General features: G+C 34.9%; 19 protein-coding genes. 7 read left to right on the top strand and 12 right to left on the bottom strand.

Annotated elements, in window-relative coordinates:
* Positions 1-5 precede the first annotated feature (5 nt).
* On the bottom strand, positions 6-1487 hold the full coding sequence (locus ACSBPO_RS09190; RefSeq protein WP_442599760.1) for a 4-hydroxyphenylacetate 3-hydroxylase family protein: 1482 nt from the start codon (positions 1485-1487) through the stop codon (positions 6-8).
* A gap of 257 nt (positions 1488-1744) precedes the next feature.
* Here ACSBPO_RS09190 and ACSBPO_RS09185 point away from each other — a divergent pair, with 257 nt between their 5' ends.
* Positions 1745-2368: a Crp/Fnr family transcriptional regulator gene (locus ACSBPO_RS09185; RefSeq protein ID WP_442599759.1), complete on the top strand. Its 624-nt coding sequence runs from the start codon at positions 1745-1747 to the stop codon at positions 2366-2368.
* A gap of 95 nt (positions 2369-2463) precedes the next feature.
* On the opposite strand, the gene ACSBPO_RS09180 is transcribed toward ACSBPO_RS09185, so the two are convergent.
* The 3 genes from ACSBPO_RS09180 to ACSBPO_RS09170 all read right to left on the bottom strand — a co-directional run bounded on the left by ACSBPO_RS09180 (position 2464) and on the right by ACSBPO_RS09170 (position 5928).
* Positions 2464-3087: a Crp/Fnr family transcriptional regulator gene (locus ACSBPO_RS09180; protein ID WP_442599758.1), complete on the bottom strand. Its 624-nt coding sequence runs from the start codon at positions 3085-3087 to the stop codon at positions 2464-2466.
* Positions 3088-3252: 165 nt separating this feature from the next.
* Entirely contained in the window at positions 3253-4695 is a 1443-nt protein-coding gene (locus ACSBPO_RS09175) for a M20/M25/M40 family metallo-hydrolase (RefSeq protein WP_442599757.1), read from the bottom strand.
* A 15-nt stretch (positions 4696-4710) separates the two neighbouring features.
* Entirely contained in the window at positions 4711-5928 is a 1218-nt protein-coding gene (locus ACSBPO_RS09170; RefSeq protein WP_442599756.1) for an MFS transporter, read from the bottom strand.
* 99 nt (positions 5929-6027) lie between these two features.
* Here ACSBPO_RS09170 and ACSBPO_RS09165 point away from each other — a divergent pair, with 99 nt between their 5' ends.
* Positions 6028-7812, top strand: coding sequence for an ABC transporter substrate-binding protein (locus ACSBPO_RS09165; RefSeq protein WP_442599755.1), 1785 nt, complete (start codon positions 6028-6030; stop codon positions 7810-7812).
* Positions 7813-7841: 29 nt separating this feature from the next.
* Here the strand turns inward: ACSBPO_RS09165 and ACSBPO_RS09160 are convergent, their stop codons facing one another.
* Entirely contained in the window at positions 7842-8387 is a 546-nt protein-coding gene (locus tag ACSBPO_RS09160) for a hypothetical protein (RefSeq protein WP_442599754.1), read from the bottom strand.
* A 300-nt stretch (positions 8388-8687) separates the two neighbouring features.
* Here ACSBPO_RS09160 and ACSBPO_RS09155 point away from each other — a divergent pair, with 300 nt between their 5' ends.
* Positions 8688-9452 (top strand): hypothetical protein, encoded by a 765-nt coding sequence (locus tag ACSBPO_RS09155; protein WP_442599753.1) that lies wholly within the window; start codon positions 8688-8690, stop codon positions 9450-9452.
* 19 nt (positions 9453-9471) lie between these two features.
* Positions 9472-9924: a hypothetical protein gene (locus ACSBPO_RS09150; RefSeq protein WP_442599752.1), complete on the top strand. Its 453-nt coding sequence runs from the start codon at positions 9472-9474 to the stop codon at positions 9922-9924.
* A gap of 377 nt (positions 9925-10301) precedes the next feature.
* Here ACSBPO_RS09150 and ACSBPO_RS09145 read toward each other — a convergent pair whose 3' ends face one another.
* On the bottom strand, positions 10302-10751 hold the full coding sequence (locus ACSBPO_RS09145; protein ID WP_442599751.1) for a CoxG family protein: 450 nt from the start codon (positions 10749-10751) through the stop codon (positions 10302-10304).
* Positions 10752-10981: 230 nt separating this feature from the next.
* Between ACSBPO_RS09145 and ACSBPO_RS09140 the strand changes: the two genes are divergently transcribed.
* Both ACSBPO_RS09140 and ACSBPO_RS09135 read left to right on the top strand, forming a co-directional pair.
* On the top strand, positions 10982-11161 hold the full coding sequence (locus ACSBPO_RS09140; protein WP_442599750.1) for a hypothetical protein: 180 nt from the start codon (positions 10982-10984) through the stop codon (positions 11159-11161).
* A gap of 189 nt (positions 11162-11350) precedes the next feature.
* Complete coding sequence (locus ACSBPO_RS09135; protein WP_442599749.1) at positions 11351-11689, top strand: YmaF family protein; 339 nt, start codon at positions 11351-11353, stop codon at positions 11687-11689.
* Positions 11690-11724: 35 nt separating this feature from the next.
* On the opposite strand, the gene ACSBPO_RS09130 is transcribed toward ACSBPO_RS09135, so the two are convergent.
* The 4 genes from ACSBPO_RS09130 to ACSBPO_RS09115 form a co-directional block, all read right to left on the bottom strand.
* Positions 11725-12132 carry a DUF1259 domain-containing protein gene (locus tag ACSBPO_RS09130; RefSeq protein ID WP_442599748.1) on the bottom strand — a complete coding sequence of 136 codons (408 nt, stop codon included), beginning with the start codon at positions 12130-12132 and terminating at the stop codon, positions 11725-11727.
* 14 nt (positions 12133-12146) lie between these two features.
* Positions 12147-12752, bottom strand: a complete 606-nt coding sequence (locus ACSBPO_RS09125; protein ID WP_442599747.1) for a nucleotidyltransferase family protein — start codon at positions 12750-12752, stop codon at positions 12147-12149.
* Between the two features lie 220 nt (positions 12753-12972).
* Positions 12973-13761 (bottom strand): serine/threonine protein kinase, encoded by a 789-nt coding sequence (locus tag ACSBPO_RS09120; RefSeq protein WP_442599746.1) that lies wholly within the window; start codon positions 13759-13761, stop codon positions 12973-12975.
* A 5-nt stretch (positions 13762-13766) separates the two neighbouring features.
* On the bottom strand, positions 13767-13946 hold the full coding sequence (locus ACSBPO_RS09115; RefSeq protein WP_442599745.1) for a hypothetical protein: 180 nt from the start codon (positions 13944-13946) through the stop codon (positions 13767-13769).
* 448 nt (positions 13947-14394) lie between these two features.
* Between ACSBPO_RS09115 and ACSBPO_RS09110 the strand changes: the two genes are divergently transcribed.
* Positions 14395-15309: a DMT family transporter gene (locus tag ACSBPO_RS09110; RefSeq protein ID WP_442599744.1), complete on the top strand. Its 915-nt coding sequence runs from the start codon at positions 14395-14397 to the stop codon at positions 15307-15309.
* A 240-nt stretch (positions 15310-15549) separates the two neighbouring features.
* Here ACSBPO_RS09110 and ACSBPO_RS09105 read toward each other — a convergent pair whose 3' ends face one another.
* Complete coding sequence (locus ACSBPO_RS09105; RefSeq protein ID WP_442599743.1) at positions 15550-16017, bottom strand: GNAT family N-acetyltransferase; 468 nt, start codon at positions 16015-16017, stop codon at positions 15550-15552.
* 186 nt (positions 16018-16203) lie between these two features.
* Entirely contained in the window at positions 16204-18027 is a 1824-nt protein-coding gene (locus tag ACSBPO_RS09100) for an APC family permease (RefSeq protein ID WP_442599742.1), read from the bottom strand.
* Between the last annotated feature and the right edge of the window lie 90 nt (positions 18028-18117).

Raw genomic sequence — 18117 nt, 5'->3', positions numbered from 1 at the left:
ACAACCTACTTTTTAATAACCTCATTATCATCTAAAACGCTTGCCTTCAACGCTTCATCCACTAAATCTAGTGATCTTTGACGCTTATAGTTGTTGAAAAAGATGGCTCTTTTGCGAATTGGATCACCTGTATAATAGCGTTCGTATTGCAGTAGGCGTTGTCCAAATGCCTCTCCGCATAAATCCCAGGCAAGCTTAAAGATACTTACCCTTTCTTGTGAAGATACGCCAGCTCTCCCTACATAATACTTATCAATTTCTTCTCTTAATGCTTCGTTCATGAAGTCAGCACCTGTTGGAGACATGAGAAGACCACCAGCTCCCACAATTTGCATCACTTCAATTGCTCTTGGGTACATTTTTGGCAGCAGCCCTCGAATCGTTTCTAACGCAACATAATCTGGCATCGCTTCACCGTGATCTGTAAGGGTAAATTCATACTCTGCAACGTTCAGTAATGCTCTAATGGATTCAACCGATTGAATTAATTCCCCTAAATCATTTTGAACATTTAGATATCCGTCAACCCCAATGGTATCTGCTAATTTCATCGCTACTTCTGTCGCAAACTGTAGCTTTATTAAGCCACGTACTCCAGATTGGTGTGCTGGCTGTTGACCTGCACCTGTCATAGGATATAGCTTGTTTGCTGCCTCGACATTGTTATATAAAAATACGCGATCCCATGGAACCACTACATCATCAAAAACAAGTAAAGCATCCATTTCCTCAAATCTTGATGCAAGAGGATGATCGAATAATGGTCTTGTTCCATCCTGCATCGGTTCACGACAAATAATTCGAAGTCCCGGAGTATCAAGTGGTAACGCAAACGCAAGAGCATATTTTTCGTCACCTGGAGCAAAACCAGGGAATGAATAAATGATAACTTCATCTGTGATTGGAGCAAGAGTCGCGAGCATCTTGGCTCCTCTTACTACTAGTCCATCGGGTGTTTCCTTTACAGCTCCTAAATGTGTATACATATCATTCTGTTCATGTGAGGATTTACTACGGTCATTTTGCGGGTTAATAATGGCATGTGTTAAAAATAAATCATTGTCACGGAGGTATTTGTAATAATTGCGGATATTATCTGCCCAGTTTTTATTATATTTTTCGAAAAACCAGGCGTTATAGTACATTGAGGTGACCACCACATTTAAAAAATCAGGTGTTCTGCCCATTAATCCAAAAGTGGCTTTAGCGAAAGCTTCGAAAACAGCACGGCGCTTTTTTAAATCTTCATAGCTTTTCGGAACTAGAAATGAGTTATTCACTCTTTCTCCCGTTTCTTCACATATATGAGTGATTTTTTCTTGGAATTCCGGGTCATGCTGCATATCGTACAGCTTGGCAATTTCATGAATCGGCTGTTGAAAAACAGCTTCTTCATAAACGTTTGTTACTTTTCTACCAGATAACCAGATTTCTGGCTGTCGTGATTTTAATCCTTGAATGTATTGAGCTCCAGTGCGGATTCCCATACAATCCCTCCTTTTAGTAAGTAGTTTGAAAATTCTAACTGAATTGTAATACGGAATCCTTTTAACAAACTGTAAACGAATTAACGTATTTTTCAAGAAAGTATTCTAAAAAGTCAAAATAATCAATCTAATAGTAGTAAAATAATAATATTTAAACTATGATAATAGTGGAAACAAGAGCGAAGAGCGAAGAGCGAAGAACCAAGAACATGACAGCCTAAGCTAATACATCCGATTTTTGAATAGGAGGTACTGGTGTGGTAACGGTCTATGAAACGGCTTATAATTGGGAAGCTTATTTAAAGTACGGTACAAGGAAATTTTTCAAAGCAAAACAAACGATCTACTCTCAAGGAACCTGTGGTGGGGAGTTTTATTTTCTTCATAAAGGACTGGTGAGAATCGTAACTGAAACCGCTACAGGTAAAGAAAGACTACTAAATATTGTACTTCCAAATCAGTTGCTCGGAGTTCAAGCATTGGATCAAAACACTCATTTCACAACCGCTATTGCTGTCAAAGACTCCGTCCTCTATCACTTCTCCTGTGAGGAATTCAATCAATTGATTATGGTTCATCCAGAATTATTTAAACTTTTTTCAAGAACGGTCATTCATAAAATGAAAATTTTATTAGATCGCATTAATTTGAATGCGCTTACATCTGAACAAAAGATTGCCTTACTCCTACAAAATGTATGTGATGAATTTAAAAACTACGAGGTTCCCCTTTACCAACAAGATATTGCCAGTTGTACTGGGCTAACAAGAATAACCGTCTATAAAATCCTAAAACAATGGCAAGAAGACAATATTGTCGAAATCCAAAACCGAAAATACTATATAAAAAAACCAGACATCCTACGAAAGTTAGTAACATAAAAACACTGCAACACTTTAAAGCGCCGGGGGTCTGACCCCCGGCGCTTTAAAGTGTTGCAGTAATTTATTTTTTCGTCGCATTCTTCCTTATTCGATTAGGCTTCTTCTTGGTTACTTGCAATCGCTTTCATTTTTTCCATGTTTTTGATTGTGATTTGACGACTATTTAGTTCTATATAGTTATCCTGCTTCCATTTTTGAATCACTTTATTGACTGATATCCGAGATGTACCAATATATTTCGCGAGAGATGTTTGGTTCATTGGAACATTTCCATTTTCATGGTAAAGCTTTAGCAAATAGTAAGCCATTTGCTGTTCTACTGGACTATCGATATGTGAAATAATTTCTGCTAGAATTCTAAATTTATAAATAAGAGAATTGGTATAAACCGTGGCTGCTTCTGGGTGTTCTTTGCAAATGAGGGAAATCACTTCATCCGAAAAATGATATACCGTTGAAGGGCGAGTGGTTACAGCTCCAGTTAAATAAGGCTCATGTTGAACACCATGCTCTCCAAATAGCATTCCAGGTGGAACAATATTAATAATCCTTTCGTCTCCTTTATCTGATAAAAGATTAATTTTCACCTCTCCCTTACTCAAATAATAGATTCCACGACCTGTTTCACCTTGGCGATATATAACCTTATTTCTTTCCATTTCAAAAACTTGTCCATACTTTACATAAGGTTTCCATTTATAGCGCAAATTTATCATTCTATCACCTTTTCTAGTGAAAATATTCAACACCTATGTACCACCAATGGCTACCTACCGAACAATAAAACTTTTTTACATAATTCTTCCATTCAAATGGCAAAAAACCCTCTTTTTTACGTAAAATAAAAGAAAGCCCCAGCATACTGGAACTCTCTTTGCTCTTTACTCCATTTCCTTCATAAAGAGTGTGGTAAATAATTCGATTGCCCTAACAAAATGATCAATTCTAAGATTCTCATTATTTGTGTGTTGATTACAGTCATAATTAGATGTTGGCAAACACACAACGGGTATCCCAAGTCTCTCAAAAAGATATAACGGGAGACTTCCACCCTCTGTTGGCATCACAACCATTTGATCTTTGTATAATTGTTTAAGAACATTGATGACGTGTTGTGCTTCCTTTGAATCCAAATTCGTTTTAGTAGCAGAAAATCCAGCCTTTTTGGTCATCTTGACGATTTTCCTAAATTTTAACATCTCTTCTCGACTAGGATCCTTTTCCAAAACAGTCCAACCAAGATCTATGATATGCTGTTTTATTTTTTCAAAAGTGACCTCGGGATTCATCCCTTTTACCAATCTAATGTCCAATTCTGCACTAGCATTACTTGGGATAATATTTCGTGCTTCTTCTCCCAAAAACCCACCAGCCAAGCCCCGAATATTTAAAGTTGGCAAGTTAATCATCCTTTGCAAAGACAGACCCTTCATTTCAGGCTCCATAATACCAAAATTCTGACATATCTCAGCTTCTATAGCAGGTATACAATCCATAACCTTTAATTCAGAATCGGTTAATTCCTGCACCTCATCATAAAACCCTTTTACACATACCTTGCCAGAACGATCTTTCATTGAGGAAAGAAGATAACTTAAATCCAGTGCAGCATTTGGGGCAAAATTGCCAAAATGGCCACTGTGCAAATTCATTACAGATGTATATGTGGTTATATCTACTTGCAGCATTCCCCTTACACCTAGTTCCACAGTCGGCAAACCACTTTGATGAACCTCACCTGAAGCTGAAATCATTAAATCTGCTTTCCACATGTCTGGATTTGCTGTTAAGCATTCTTCTAAACTAGGTGATTCTATTTCTTCCTCCCCATCAAATAGGAATTTAATATTCACACCTGGCAATATCTCTTTTTCTTCTAATAAGTCTAAACTAAGTAAAATGGCTATTATCGCATTTTTGGAATCTGCAATGGAGCGTCCATATACTCGCCATTCCCCTGTTAAATAATCCTCATCGTCGTTAAAATCAAGACCGCCCCCCTCAGATCTTCTAAAAATCGGTTGATAAGGATCTGAATTCCATTTGTCCGCTTCAACCGGTACTCCATCATAATGACCATAAATAAGGATGTTTTTATTAGAAGGGTTCTTAAAAAGTTCACCATATATAAGCGGTCTGCCTGTTTTAGTAGGTATCACCTCTACCTTTATTCCCCGTTTTTTCATTATCTCAATTAAGAAATTGGCATTTTCAACAACTTGGTCAAGATTGAATACATTATTTGGAACCTTGACAAAATCTATTAACTCTTTCAAATATGCAGGTAAATTGGCTATAATTTGTTTTTTTAATTGGATTCCCATTTTTGCACACTCCTTCTACATTCTCCATAAATAAGTTCTAGTATAAACAATGAAAACAACTATATTTAAGAGACAAGCACTAATAAACACCGTAGACGTCCCCCACCATTCCACAACATATCCAGAAAAGTACATGGCTACTGGCATTCCTAATCGAAAAAGCGTCCCTGTAATGCCACTGATTTTTCCAATTAAATCTGCTGGAGTCTGTTCTAATCTAAAGGTATAAGCACAAACACCATAAATAGCACCTGCAAATCCAACAATAAATAAGGAAATGACTAAGAAATACGTATTTTCAGTAAAAAATAGACCAAGATACCCTATCGCATTCCAAATCGCCGTCAAACCAAATAGTTTTCCTATTCCATACCGTTCTCTTAACCTAGCAACAACGTTGCTTGCCATTATTCCACCAATTCCTGAAGCACTCATAACAATCGCAATCATAGATGATGACATGTTTAATTCTTCTTTTGCAAAAATGATGACCATCGTCGAAACAACTGTAAAACTACAGTTGAGAAAAATAATAAACATTGTCATCGTCAACAATGGCTTATTATTCATAAAGAAAACCCACCCTGTCTTTAAATCTTTGAAAAAAGGTTGTTTTTTACTTACAGTTTCCATAACAGGCAGCTTAATTTGGGTTAATAGCAAAAAGGCAATGAAATAAACGATTGACGTAATCCATAAACCATCATATAAAAATGGTAATAGTAAAATGAATCCAGAAATCATAGGTCCCATAATCGTGACAAATGTATCCATAAAGGAAAACTTTGCATTGGCTGCTGTAAGTTGACTTGAATGAACCGTTGTTTTAATTAAACTAACTTGTGCATTAAAGTAACCGTAGCTGAACGTCATTAGCAAAAATCCAATGGTATAATAAGGGAACAATAGGGTGGTATTCGTTTTGATGAGATATGCCATTCCAAGCAGTAATATCGCTTGACAACCAATCATCCACAATACCCACCTTTTTTTATTAACCCGATCAACCATTACCCCAATAAAAATGCCAAACAATAGATTGGGTAAAAGCTCTGCCGTTCTCATTGAACTTACCACCACGGATGAACGGGTTAACTCATACATAACTAATGGTAAAAGAAGCTCATATATTTTGTTTGCTATACTTAATAAAAACGTAGAAGCTAACAGGATAGAAAAGGATTTATTTTTCCATAAGCCGATTGATTGAACCCTTGATACTTGTAACGTCATTTTTACTCTCCTCCTTGTAAATAACTTACACCGGAAAATAGAAGGTAAAAATGGTAATTATGTAGTTTTTTATTTCAACTTTTTTTGGAGTGATTTCTTTTGAAGCACCAGCTAATTGATGACTTTGTTAAACTAAGAAACTATTATTCTCTAGAAGAACAATCCCATTCGGTCACAATGGATGAAATTTCGGGTATATTATTTTGCACCTCAAGAAATGCTAAATTGATCTTAAAAAAGATGATTGAACAAAATTGGATTGCCTTTATTTCAGGCCGTGGCAGAGGAAACAAATCTAAACTAGAATTTCTTATTACAGTGGATGAAGTGGTCCTTTCTGTTGGAAAAAGGTATATCGGGGATGGAGATATAACAGAAGGTTTACAATTAATTAGTCAATACGGCAGTATAAATGCAAAAAAAGAAATAACTAGTTGGATACATCATTTTTTCGGTTATGAAAGACAAGGATCTTCAAATGAATTTATTGATATTATTCGTCTTCCAATATTTAGAACGATTAATACTCTTATTCCGAGGAAAGCTTATTTTGATTTTGATGCGCATTTAATCAAACAAATTTATAACACCTTAGTTTTGTATAAACATGACAGTGATACAGTCACTGAAAGTCTAGCACATCACTGGGAATGTAATCGCGAAATGACCACCTGGAATTTTTATCTTCGTAAAGGCGTTCTTTTTCATCACGGTAAGGAACTAGATGCCTTTGACGTACAATTTACAGTGAACGAACTCATTCATAAGGACCATAAACAAAGTTGGCTAGTTGAAAACATTCAAGCTATCAAAATAATGGATAAATATACTCTTCAATTTCAGTTAAAAAAGAAATGTCCGTTATTTTTGCGATATTTATGCTTTCCAACCTTTTCTATCATTCCAGCAGATATCACTGATTATCATGAATTAAATTTACCGCCAGGAACGGGACCTTATATGGTCAAAAAATATCATCCAAATGCTTGTAGACTAGAAGTTTTTCCATCCTATTTTGAAGGTCGTGCTCATATCGACAGAATTGAAATTTCAAACATGCCAAAGGACTACTCAGACTTGTTAGAATCCGAAGTCATATTTGTTAATACCGGGGAAAGCAAGTATGAAAGTAATCCATCTTGGAACCAATCTGTAGGCAGTTATGCAGGTAGTACTTTATTTACTTTTAATCTTAATAAAATAAATTCTCCACAGAATAATCGTTATTTTAGAGAAGCCATTGAAAAAATAATAGATAGAGAAAAAATGATTAAAGAATTAGGTGAACCGAGGATTTATCCGTCTTCAGGTTTTGAAATTGATTTTTCTAGATTACATTACAAAAAAGAAAATGCATCATCGTCTGAAATCATAGGTTTACTTGAGAAAGCGGACTATCAACATGAAGAAATTTTCTTATACACGTATGATCGTCATGAACCAGATGCTTTATGGATAAAAGAACAATTTCAGAAATATCATATACAATTGAGGGTTGTCATTGTGGGTTGGCAGGAAATTCTGGATCCCGACTTCATGCAACAAGCCGATTGCATTCTATTTGAGGCCGTTTGGGGGGAAGATGAGCTGTCTAAACTCGAACAATACCTCTCAGACTATAGCTTTATTAAACAACATTGGCCAATAGAAAAGCTTCCATATTTAAACACAAAAATCAATGAAATCTTAGCAGAAGAAAGTAAAAAGGTTCGTGAACAAACATTTAATGAAATCACTCATACCATTCTTAACGAAAGATTAGCTGTATTTCTTGTTCATAAAACCATCGAATCCAGTTTCCACCCTTCCATCCAAGGCATTCAATTTAATGGAAGAGGCCATATTGATTTTAAGAAAATCTGGAAGAAACAAGAAAGTTTATAATAAAAATGACCCATTTAGGGTCATTTTTTTCAATTATGCACACGCTTTAGTAATAAAAGATATTCGTTCCAAAATTCTTCGTACATTTCCTTATCATACTCATCCGCAAATCTTTTTGTAGTTATGTCCTGGAAAAAATCTTTAGCTTCTAAAGCAAAAGAAACAAGCTGATCTTTATATTCCTGCCAGCTTATATCTACCTTAAGTTCAGGATAATAGATACTGCCGGTTTCTGAATTTGTAGTCGTTACTTTTATAAAATTAGATAAAATCACTCGATTCTTGAGATGCTTTACAGTCCAATGAATAGAGATTGGACAATTTACCATTAGGATTGCCCCACATCCATGGACAATAAGTCCCTCCCCGAATTCTATATCCGATTGATGATCAGTAAATAACGTTCGTAAAAGCGCTAAAGCCGATTCACTAATTCCCCATTCTTCATCTATACCAGCTTTTGTTAAAATTGTTCCATTTACACTTAAATAAATTTCACCATGAGAACATAGATCTTCATCATGGTTCTCAAGAAACCTTTGATTTTCAATCCTAATCATAAAAGGTTGACTCATATTTCATTCCCCCCTTTTACGTTAGTATCCCTTTTAAAAATAAAATATTTATTTTAAGTCATCAAACTCTCTGGCTATTCTTTCAGTGCTTGGTCTTACAGCCCTTCATATCCCCATTTCTTTTATGAATGAACCACCCTCCCATTCGACTGAAAATGTGTTTCTGCGATTAACCATTCCATCAAAGTTATATTTCATCAGAATTCCCCCTAATATTTGGATAACTTATACCTATTTAGAAAAGAATAAAAATAGTTTATATATTTATTCTTTTTAGCTACTTACTAGGAGTGCATCTAGTTGAACAAAAATCCTTCTCAAAGAAGAAACAGAGCCTATATTTCTCAGTTTTCAATCTCACAACTACATCTAAGGAATCCTTATGTCGTCGCTTTTTTTTCTTTTTCCTATCCAGGTTTTGGACACTTACTTCAGCATAGGTATTTATCAGCCTTTATCCTCATTTTATGGGAATTATTTATCAATAATTACGCAAAAATCAATACAGGAATATATTACAGTTTAATAGGTGATTTTGATAAGGCAAAGGATATACTCGAGGAAAGATGGTTAATGCTATATGTAGGCATTTACATGTTAGGAATTTGGGATAGTTTTAGAACCACAGTGGATATGAACAAGCAATATATCTTAGCCGATCGAGAAGATGCACCTATTACAACAATGATCATTGGTTCCTGGGACATCAATTATTTAGATAAACGAAAACCATGGGTTGCTGCTGCTTGGTCTGCTTTAGTTCCAGGTTTAGGACATCTCTATATACATAAAATGATTTCTGGTTTTTTTATATTTGGTTATACAGTAGCGATTTTGTATTTTGGACATATTCCAATAGGAATTAAACACACCATGATTGGTGAGTTTTTAAAGACTAAACAGGAATTAGATGTACAATGGTTACTTTATTTACCTTCCATCTATTTATTTATCATTTATGATGCCTATTCTTCTGCAGTTGAACAAAATAAGTTATTTGAAAAAGAAATGTCTAAATACTTACGTCAAAATTACCAAAATGAGGATTTTGAGTTTCCTGTTTGAATTCTAGGAGTGAGAAATAATGTTGGTTATTGCCACATTTGAAAATTCCACCTTTATTGAATTAGCCATAAGTGCTCTTGAACAACGTGGAATTCCCAAAAATAAAATTTTTGCCGCACCACTTGATAAACGAAAGGAACCCAGGCAGCTTTTTGATACCATTCATCGAGCAGATGGGTTTAGTTTGTTTGATGCCGCTGCGATTTTAGGAACATGCCTAATGCTCTTAGGATCCATTTATGGTTATGTTTTGAAATGGGGACCTATCATTTGGGGAATTATAGGAGCAGTCACTGGTATTATCTTAGGTTTAATAGTGAAGTTATTGCTTGTAAAAAAAAGAAAAAAAAGTAGCAATAGAATATCATCTGAAATCGTGGTCATGATTCGCTGTGACCTACATCAAAAAGAACTTGTTGAAAATATATTATGGGATAACTATGCACTAGGAATGACGTGTATTAATAAATAACTACAGAGTAAACCCGTTCGGTTGAGAGGGAGAAAACACGATAATTAAATAATGATCAAATGGCCAATATAACGTAACCTGTGTCCGCAAAAAAAATAAAAGAAAACATTTATCGGACCTACAATCCGCTATTAATAAAAATATGGGTGTTTTCTCACCCTTATAGGACACACGTTCCGTTATCCAAGTAAAAGGTGTCCATTTTTGTGCCATGATAAGCCAATAGCGTACCCTGTGTCCGATAACACCTCCAAAATAGCGTAAATGACACAAATAGCGTACTCTATGTCCGATAACTTCTTTAATTTCAAATCATTTATAAAACGAAAAAAAGCCCAACGAATTACGTTGGGCTTAAAGTACTTATTTATAATACTTTATTTAATTTTTAACTCTTCCAGTTTTAAAGAGATAGCTTCAGCTAGTTCTTCGGCTGTTTTAGGAACGACGGTTTTTAAAATATTATTAACCATCCCTCCCATAGCTCCTTCTGCATGAATATCTAGGAATCCTGTCATTTTTGTTTTTTCAGAGCTAAGCGGCTCTGCTGTAAAATAACCATTGCCACGGAACTTTTCATTGATTCCTGTTAACTGAAAGATCACCTTTGTTGGCTCAATCCACTCATTTATTGTAATCATTAAACTAACTTTCTTTTTCATAATTCCGATATCACTTTTAAATTCCCAAGTAGATTGTTTTTCATTTAATTTTTCATGTTGGATATATCCTGGTACAAGTGGTGCCCAATTGTCCATATCCTTGACAAAATTCCAAATGTCCTCAATCGGTAAGTTTATTTCGATATGATGTATTCCGCTTGGCATATAATATCCCCTTCTTTACTTATGATGTGTTGGCCAATTTGTCGGGAGTCTTGAATAGAAAAAATCCTTTCATAGACATATATGCCTTTCATTTAGTCTTTAGAAGAAATGGATATGGACAAAAAAGAAATGGATATATCGAAATGAAGTAGCCTATTTTAATTCAAATTCTTTTCCTCCCTCCTATTGGACACATACACTATGATGATTTCAACTGAGGAGGAAAGAATATGTATAGAGCTTATATTGGAACATTTGGACCTTACCCTTCCGCGGGTATGTTTGGAGGTTTTCCGGGTTATTTAGGAGTCGGATTGGGATATGGTGCCTATCCATACCATCATTTCCATACTCACGTTTCTCATATCCATCCGCATCACGGATATGGTGGTTATCCTTTTTATTGGTAATCGTAAAATTTATCAACCTTTTTTTACAAGCCCAAAGCAAACAAGCTTGGGCTTTTTCATTAAAATTTTTGTTACATCATTCTTAAATCATATTTAAAGTAATCATTAAATAAATTGATAAGGAAACAGAAAACCACACCGTACATACTTACTGTCTCAACCAACAAAATAACTTTATGGAGTGATACAATGAATAGAATTAGCAAGGATGATTTTGTCCAAGGATTTGTCCCACATCATAATCATGGTTCCGTGGATTACACAGGTATGGCTTCTGGCCATGTCCATCAATGTTTAGATGTAACTTCACCGCCGATTCCCACTCAAGATAACAATCATATACATTACACAGAAGGTTACGTAGTATTTGAAAATGGCCATACTCACCACTACAAAGCTTACTCTGGCCCTGCCATTCCAGTAGGAAATGGCATGCATGTTCATTATTATGATTTTTTCACATCAGAGGATAACGGACATAAACATCATGTAAAGGGCGTAGACCAACCGGCTCCTGGAACCAGATAAATAAACAAAGTCAACTCTAAAAAAGTTGGCTTTGTTTATTCAGCCATTGGCTGACTCTTTAAATACGAAAAGGAATGTTTTATTTTTTGAGCAAAGCTTAATGGTGGCTCAACAGATTGAATATGAAGATAGAGAACTAAAGGATTCATATATAACCAATGGTTGTGAAGCGCACTCACGATTAACCCTTGTTGGACAACAGAGTGCATAAACATAGGAATTTCTTCTTGCAATATCGCTATCTCTGCTAAATTGAGTGCATTCCCATTTTCATCTAATGATTCAAATAATACCTCTATAGGAGTGACAGATGAGCTAAGTTTTCCTTGCACCATCACTTTTAAGTGACGGTTTAGTGTAACGGAACAAACTCCATGTTTTACCTTACTTTTTCCATTTAATGTTTTCGCAAACTGATCACAAAGGTTATTAAAGTTACTCATCTTATTCCACCTTCCTAACTTACCTTTTCCCCTATGAGTTCCTCGTAATCTGTTATGGTGTCAATATCTCTAATTAAATCTTTATTTATCTCCGCAAATACAATTTGTTTCTGATATTTTTTCAATACAGATCTTGCGCCTTCATCACCTGATAAATTTAAAAGATGAGGAAACATCTCACGATCAAACAGGACCGGGTGTCCTTTTTCTCCCTTATAACAAGCCTGAACCATTAAAGATCCGTGGATATTGTATTCATAAATGACACGATTGATTTCTTCACTCGATAAAAGCGGCTGATCTCCAAGCAAGAACATGACCGCCTTCATGTCATTAGGGACAGAATTTATCCCTAACTTTATGGAAGTAGACATCCCCTTACTGGCTTGGTCATTAATAAGAATTTTATTTCCACCCTCCGCTTCCTGAAATAAACCTGGAATCTCAGGATTAACAACGACCGAAATCCCGCTTAATGATGAGTTTAAGCTTTGGTCAATGACATGACGAAGAATAGACTTATCCTTATAAGGCAATAACATTTTATCTGTTCCCATTCTTTTTGAGTATCCTGCAGCAAGAACAATCCCCCATACCTGATTCACCTGTAAACCTTCCATTCTACACTCTCCCATTCTTGAAAAGGGTTATCTCTTTCTTTTCTATTCACCATTATTTATAGATATGACGAAACTTTCATTGTTATCATTCTCTTCTAAAAAAATAAACAAAAATCACTTTAGTCTTATACTATTAACTCCTTTGATTCATCCTTTGAACTTACAAAGATTGAAAAAAAGAGAAATAGCCTGTAATCAAGGGATTACAGGCTTAGATAAGCTATATTAATTTCAAATGTTTTTCCACATCCGTTATGATTTCATCAACGTTTTCATAACTGCTATCTAATTTTAACATCCGACGAATAATATGTTTCGAGTTTTCATGAATACTTAATTCCTCTTCCCAGCTGTTCTTCTTGGAAGAGTGAACTTGATAATTGGAATATAGTAAAAATAAGACGAAATGTCCTAACGCATAAAAATCACTTTTGAATGATATTTCACGATACATTCTTTTTTCCAATGGCAGTGCTTCAAGGGGGATTGGTTCCTTTTCATGAATCCAAACTGCTAACCCTAGATCGATGACTGAAACCTTTTTATCTTGAATCAAAATATTAGGTAATCTTAAATCACGATGTACAATCCCATTTTCATGTAATGAACGAATAACCCTTAAAACTTCAAGTAAGGTTTCAAAGCTTTCTTTTTCATCATATTTAACTCGTTCATAGAAAATGATTTCCTCGACATTTTTACCTTCCATATACTCCATGATAAGGTAATATCTGTTTGCTTCTTCAAATAAATTTAGTAATTCAGGGATGGCAGGATGATTTAGACTGTTTAGTATTTTTGCTTCTCTTTCTAACAGCCTTTTTTGGGATCTATTTTTTCTTTTCCTTAATTGTTTAACAACCACCGTTTTTCCTGTCTTCTCATCCATTGCTTGATAGGCTAAACCATAACTACCTTTCCCAATAAAATGAGAGATCTGATACCGTTCATATAATAGATAACCATTTTTAAGTGGTCTTTCAAATAAATCTAAAACCTTATCAATCATTGTAATCAACTGCTGCTAAAGGATTTAAAGAAGCCGCTTGATTTGTGTTTCTTCTTATAATAGTGATGGCCATATTTAGATGGATGATGTCCATAATGCTTCTTTTTGTAATCACTGCTTGAGTAGTGATTACGCTTCCCATGTAATTTACTTTTAAAGATTTCCTTTAATAATTTTTTCAACATTTTATCACCCACTTCATTATTTTTACTCCTTTTCGATTTAAAAGGTATTAGAAAAAGAGTCTTATACAAAAAGGCACTTTTACAATTAGATAGTAAAAGTGCCTAGGTAAAAAGGGCCTTCACCATCATCGGTAAAGGTCTTGCTAACAACAAATGTTGCCACATAAAGCCGAGGAAAAATCCCGTATTGACGACTTTACTGTAAAAGCTACTCCCCTTTAGAACTATTCAAATGACAAGGTAACATAAAGCAATTGGTATTTCTTGCCTTTCATTTATTTTACCAAGATTCAAACTCATTTTCAATAAATAATTGTTGGTTAGACTCTGTTGTAAAATACTTAAATATTAAAACGCTTTCAACTTAAAAATGTTATTTCGCATCCCGAAACATCATGCTATAATGGATAAATCGTTATTTATTATAGAAAGGTAAGTGTTGGTACATATGACTTTTCGTCATCAAAAAGCCTTTATCAATTTATTTTTAGTTTCAGTGTTATGGGGATGTAATTACCCAGTAAGTGCCTATCTACTTCAGGGTTTCTCTCCCGTTTTTTTATCAACAGTGCGTATTTGTTTTACATCTTTATTTTTAATACTAGTTGCGATTTTCAATAAAGGTTTAAAAATCCCATCTGCAACTGAATGGAAATATTTAGCCGGTGTCGGAATTTTTGGCACGCTCTTTAACCAAACCTTTTATTTTACAGGGCTGCATCATACCACACCTGCTAACGCATCTTTAATCATAGCGATGTCACCGATTGCTACCATTCTATTAGAAAGATTAATCTACAAGGTAAAATTAACTGTAAAGAAAAGTGTAGGTGCCGTAATCAGTTTAATAGGCGTTTTCTCCATCATCGGAGTGGCTGGTGGCTCACTTAAAATATCATTTGGTGATCTAAATATATTCATAGCTATGTTATGTCTTTCGATCAGTATTCTATTTATCAGAGGTTTATCGAAAACAATGAACTCCTATGTTATCACTATTTACGCTACCGTTCTCGGAAGTGTATTAATGATTCCTGCAGCGGGTGTCGAACACTTTGTTAGTGGTTGGGTGATAAGTGATTCTTATTTAATGTGGGGACTACTGATTGCTGCAGGTATCATTGCTCAAGGTTTAGCTGGATTTTGGTGGAACAAAGGCGTCTCAGAGGTTGGGGCTGGAACCGCTTCTATGTTTATGAATATTCAACCATTTGTTGCGATTGTCGCTTCTCACTTTGTTCTCGGGAATCCTATTCTTCTTAGTCAAATAATTGGAGGTCTTATGGTATTAGTTGGGGTATTTATTGCAAATATGCCGGCTACTAAACCTTCCTTGGCTGTTGGATCTGGAAAAAGTGCTTAAAGATTAAGTTAGAGAGCCAGAATCGTAAGCTTCTGGTTCTTTTTTTTAAAAAAAGCTTTGAATTCTCGATAAAATTGCGTCACGTTTTTGAATTATACTCAAGTTTCAATTGGGTATGCTCGACTTTTTGATTTTATGCTCGAGTTTCAAATTGATTTACTACTCGACTTTTCGATTATCCTCAAACATAAATATCTATCTATTACGAAAAAACTGGATAGTACTCTATCCAGTTTTTTGTTACCCTATTTCTTTATAAAAATGACTTTGTGTTCCCTCGTTTTCATAAATCGTATAGCCAGTAGATTTATATAATTCAATAGCGCTAAACCATTCTATATTCGTTTCTAATAATAGCTTTTTGTAGCCTTTTTCGATAGCTAGGGACTCCAGTTGCTGAAGCATTTGCCTTGCGAAGCCCATACCTCTATATTCTTGCTTGACTGACATTCGTTGAATTCGCCCTACACCTTCCCTTTCTTTTGTAAGCGCCCCTGTACAGACAAGGATTTCATTTTTTACACCTACAAGAAACGTATCACCGATTTCAATATAATTTTTCATAATGTCGTTTAAATCTTGATTAAATGAATAGTCTAAAAATCCAAATCTTTCTTTCATACCTTCAAGGATAATCCCTTTGGCAACTTCTGTATCATTTATTTCAATCTCTCTAATAACAAAATCCAACTTATTTTCCGTCTGCATTTTCAAACCAACCTTATCATTTTTGTTATACCTAATAGCAAAAAGCATCTATTATTCAATTACAATGTTATTTTTTATCTTTACTTTCTATTGTAAAATAAACTTTACGTAATTACATAACAAAATTTGTCAGTACATTTCATAAAAAAAGAGGCAGATTTTTACAATCCACCTCTGAGCTTCTATTTATTTCTTAAAATGATATGGAAGTGTAGCTACAATTACGTTTCGATTGAACAGTAGGTACGTCCGAATCATTAAACTAGATTGGTTATGAAGGATATTGTGCCAACTCTTTTTAGGGACAAACTGAGGGATTAAAACAGTAACCCAATAATTTGATTCCCTTGCTTTATGTTCAACAGTATCAATAAATTTGGTTAACGGGTGGATAATACTTCGATATTGTGAATGTAAGGTTACTAATCTAACATCGGGATGGAGATTATTCCATTTCTCCTCAAATATTTTTTCATCTTCTCTTTCAAAAGCAATATAAACAGCAATGACTTGATCTGTTAAGGATTTCGCATAATTAATAGAATTCTCAACGACCTTTGTCATCCCCGCAACAGGAACTATGATGACATTCCCTTCAATTGGAATTGCTGGCTCATTCGGATTAATTCTTAATTGCTCCCCTACTAATTCGTAGTGCTTCTTAATACGGTGGAAAACGAAAACAATAGCAGGAACAAAAACTAAAACGGACCATACTTGTTCAAATTTTGTTAAAAAGAACATGATAGTAACCACAAAACTAATAAAAGCTCCTAAAGAATTTGCAAGTAGTTTAAAGATCCAACCTTTTGGTTTTTCACGAATCCACTTTATTGTCATACCAGTCTGTGAAAGCGTAAAAGGAATGAACACCCCGACCGCGTATAAAGGAATTAATTGCTCAGTATGTCCACCAAAAACAACAATTAAGAAAATAGATGCAATTCCTAACGTAATTATTCCATTTGAATAGCCTAGTCGGTCTCCTCGTATTGTAAACATTCTTGGTATATATTTATCTTTTGCTAAACTAAAAGCCAACATCGGGAAAGCCGAATAGCCCGTATTTGCAGCAAGAATAAGGATCAAGGCGGTTGTACCCTGGATAAAATAATAGACTACACTTCTACCGAAAGTATCTTCTGCTATTTGCGAGACAACCGTTTCTTCGACCTTTGGTGATATGCCATAGTAATACGCTAAGTAAATGATTCCTGAAAATAATATACCAAGCAGTATTCCCATTGAAGCAAGTGTTTTCGCAGCATTTTTCGGTGCCGGATCTTTAAAATTTGGAATGGCATTGGATATTGCTTCAACCCCGGTTAAAGCTGAGCTTCCTGATGCAAAAGCCTTCAGTAAAAGAAATAATGAAATTCCTGCAACTGGAGTCCCTATAGGTGCATGCAATTCTGGTGATACTTGACCAGTGAGTATTTTGTATATGCCAACCCCTATTAAAATAAACAAAGCAAGGACAAATAAATAAACCGGATAGGCTAAAAAAGAAGCAGACTCCGTTAATCCCCTTAAGTTTAAGATGGTAATAATAATAACAAAAATGATGGAAATGCCTACTGTATGCTGATGTAATGATGGAAACGCAGAGGTAATCGCATCTGTTCCAGCGGATACACTAACGGCAACTGTAAGTATGTAATCAACTAACAAGGAACCACCAGCAATTAAGCCATAATTTACTCCAAGATTTTCCTTAGATACAACGTATGCACCACCGCCATTTGGATAGGAATAAATAATTTGGCGATAAGATAATATAAGTGCTGCTAATAAAACCAAAACCCCTATAGCAATCGGGATTGAATACCAATAGGCAACAGTACTAACCGTTACCAATACTAATAAAATTTGCTCTGGACCATACGCAACAGATGAAAGGGCATCCGAAGAGAGAATTGCTAAAGCCTTTAATTTATTTAGCTTATGCTCTCCTAGTTCTGTTGATTTTAATGGTCTACCTATTAACAACCTTTTCAATGAAGAAAGCATGATGTTGCACCTCTGAAATGATATACTCTTCTTATTTTTCCCCTAATTTCTTAATTAACAAAAAAAAGTCCACATAGGCAAAGACATAGC

Origin of the sequence: Neobacillus sp. D3-1R, assembly GCF_052180215.1 — a bacterium.
Lineage (GTDB): Bacteria > Bacillota > Bacilli > Bacillales > Cytobacillaceae > Pseudoneobacillus.
This window is presented reverse-complemented; position numbering and strand designations above follow the sequence as displayed.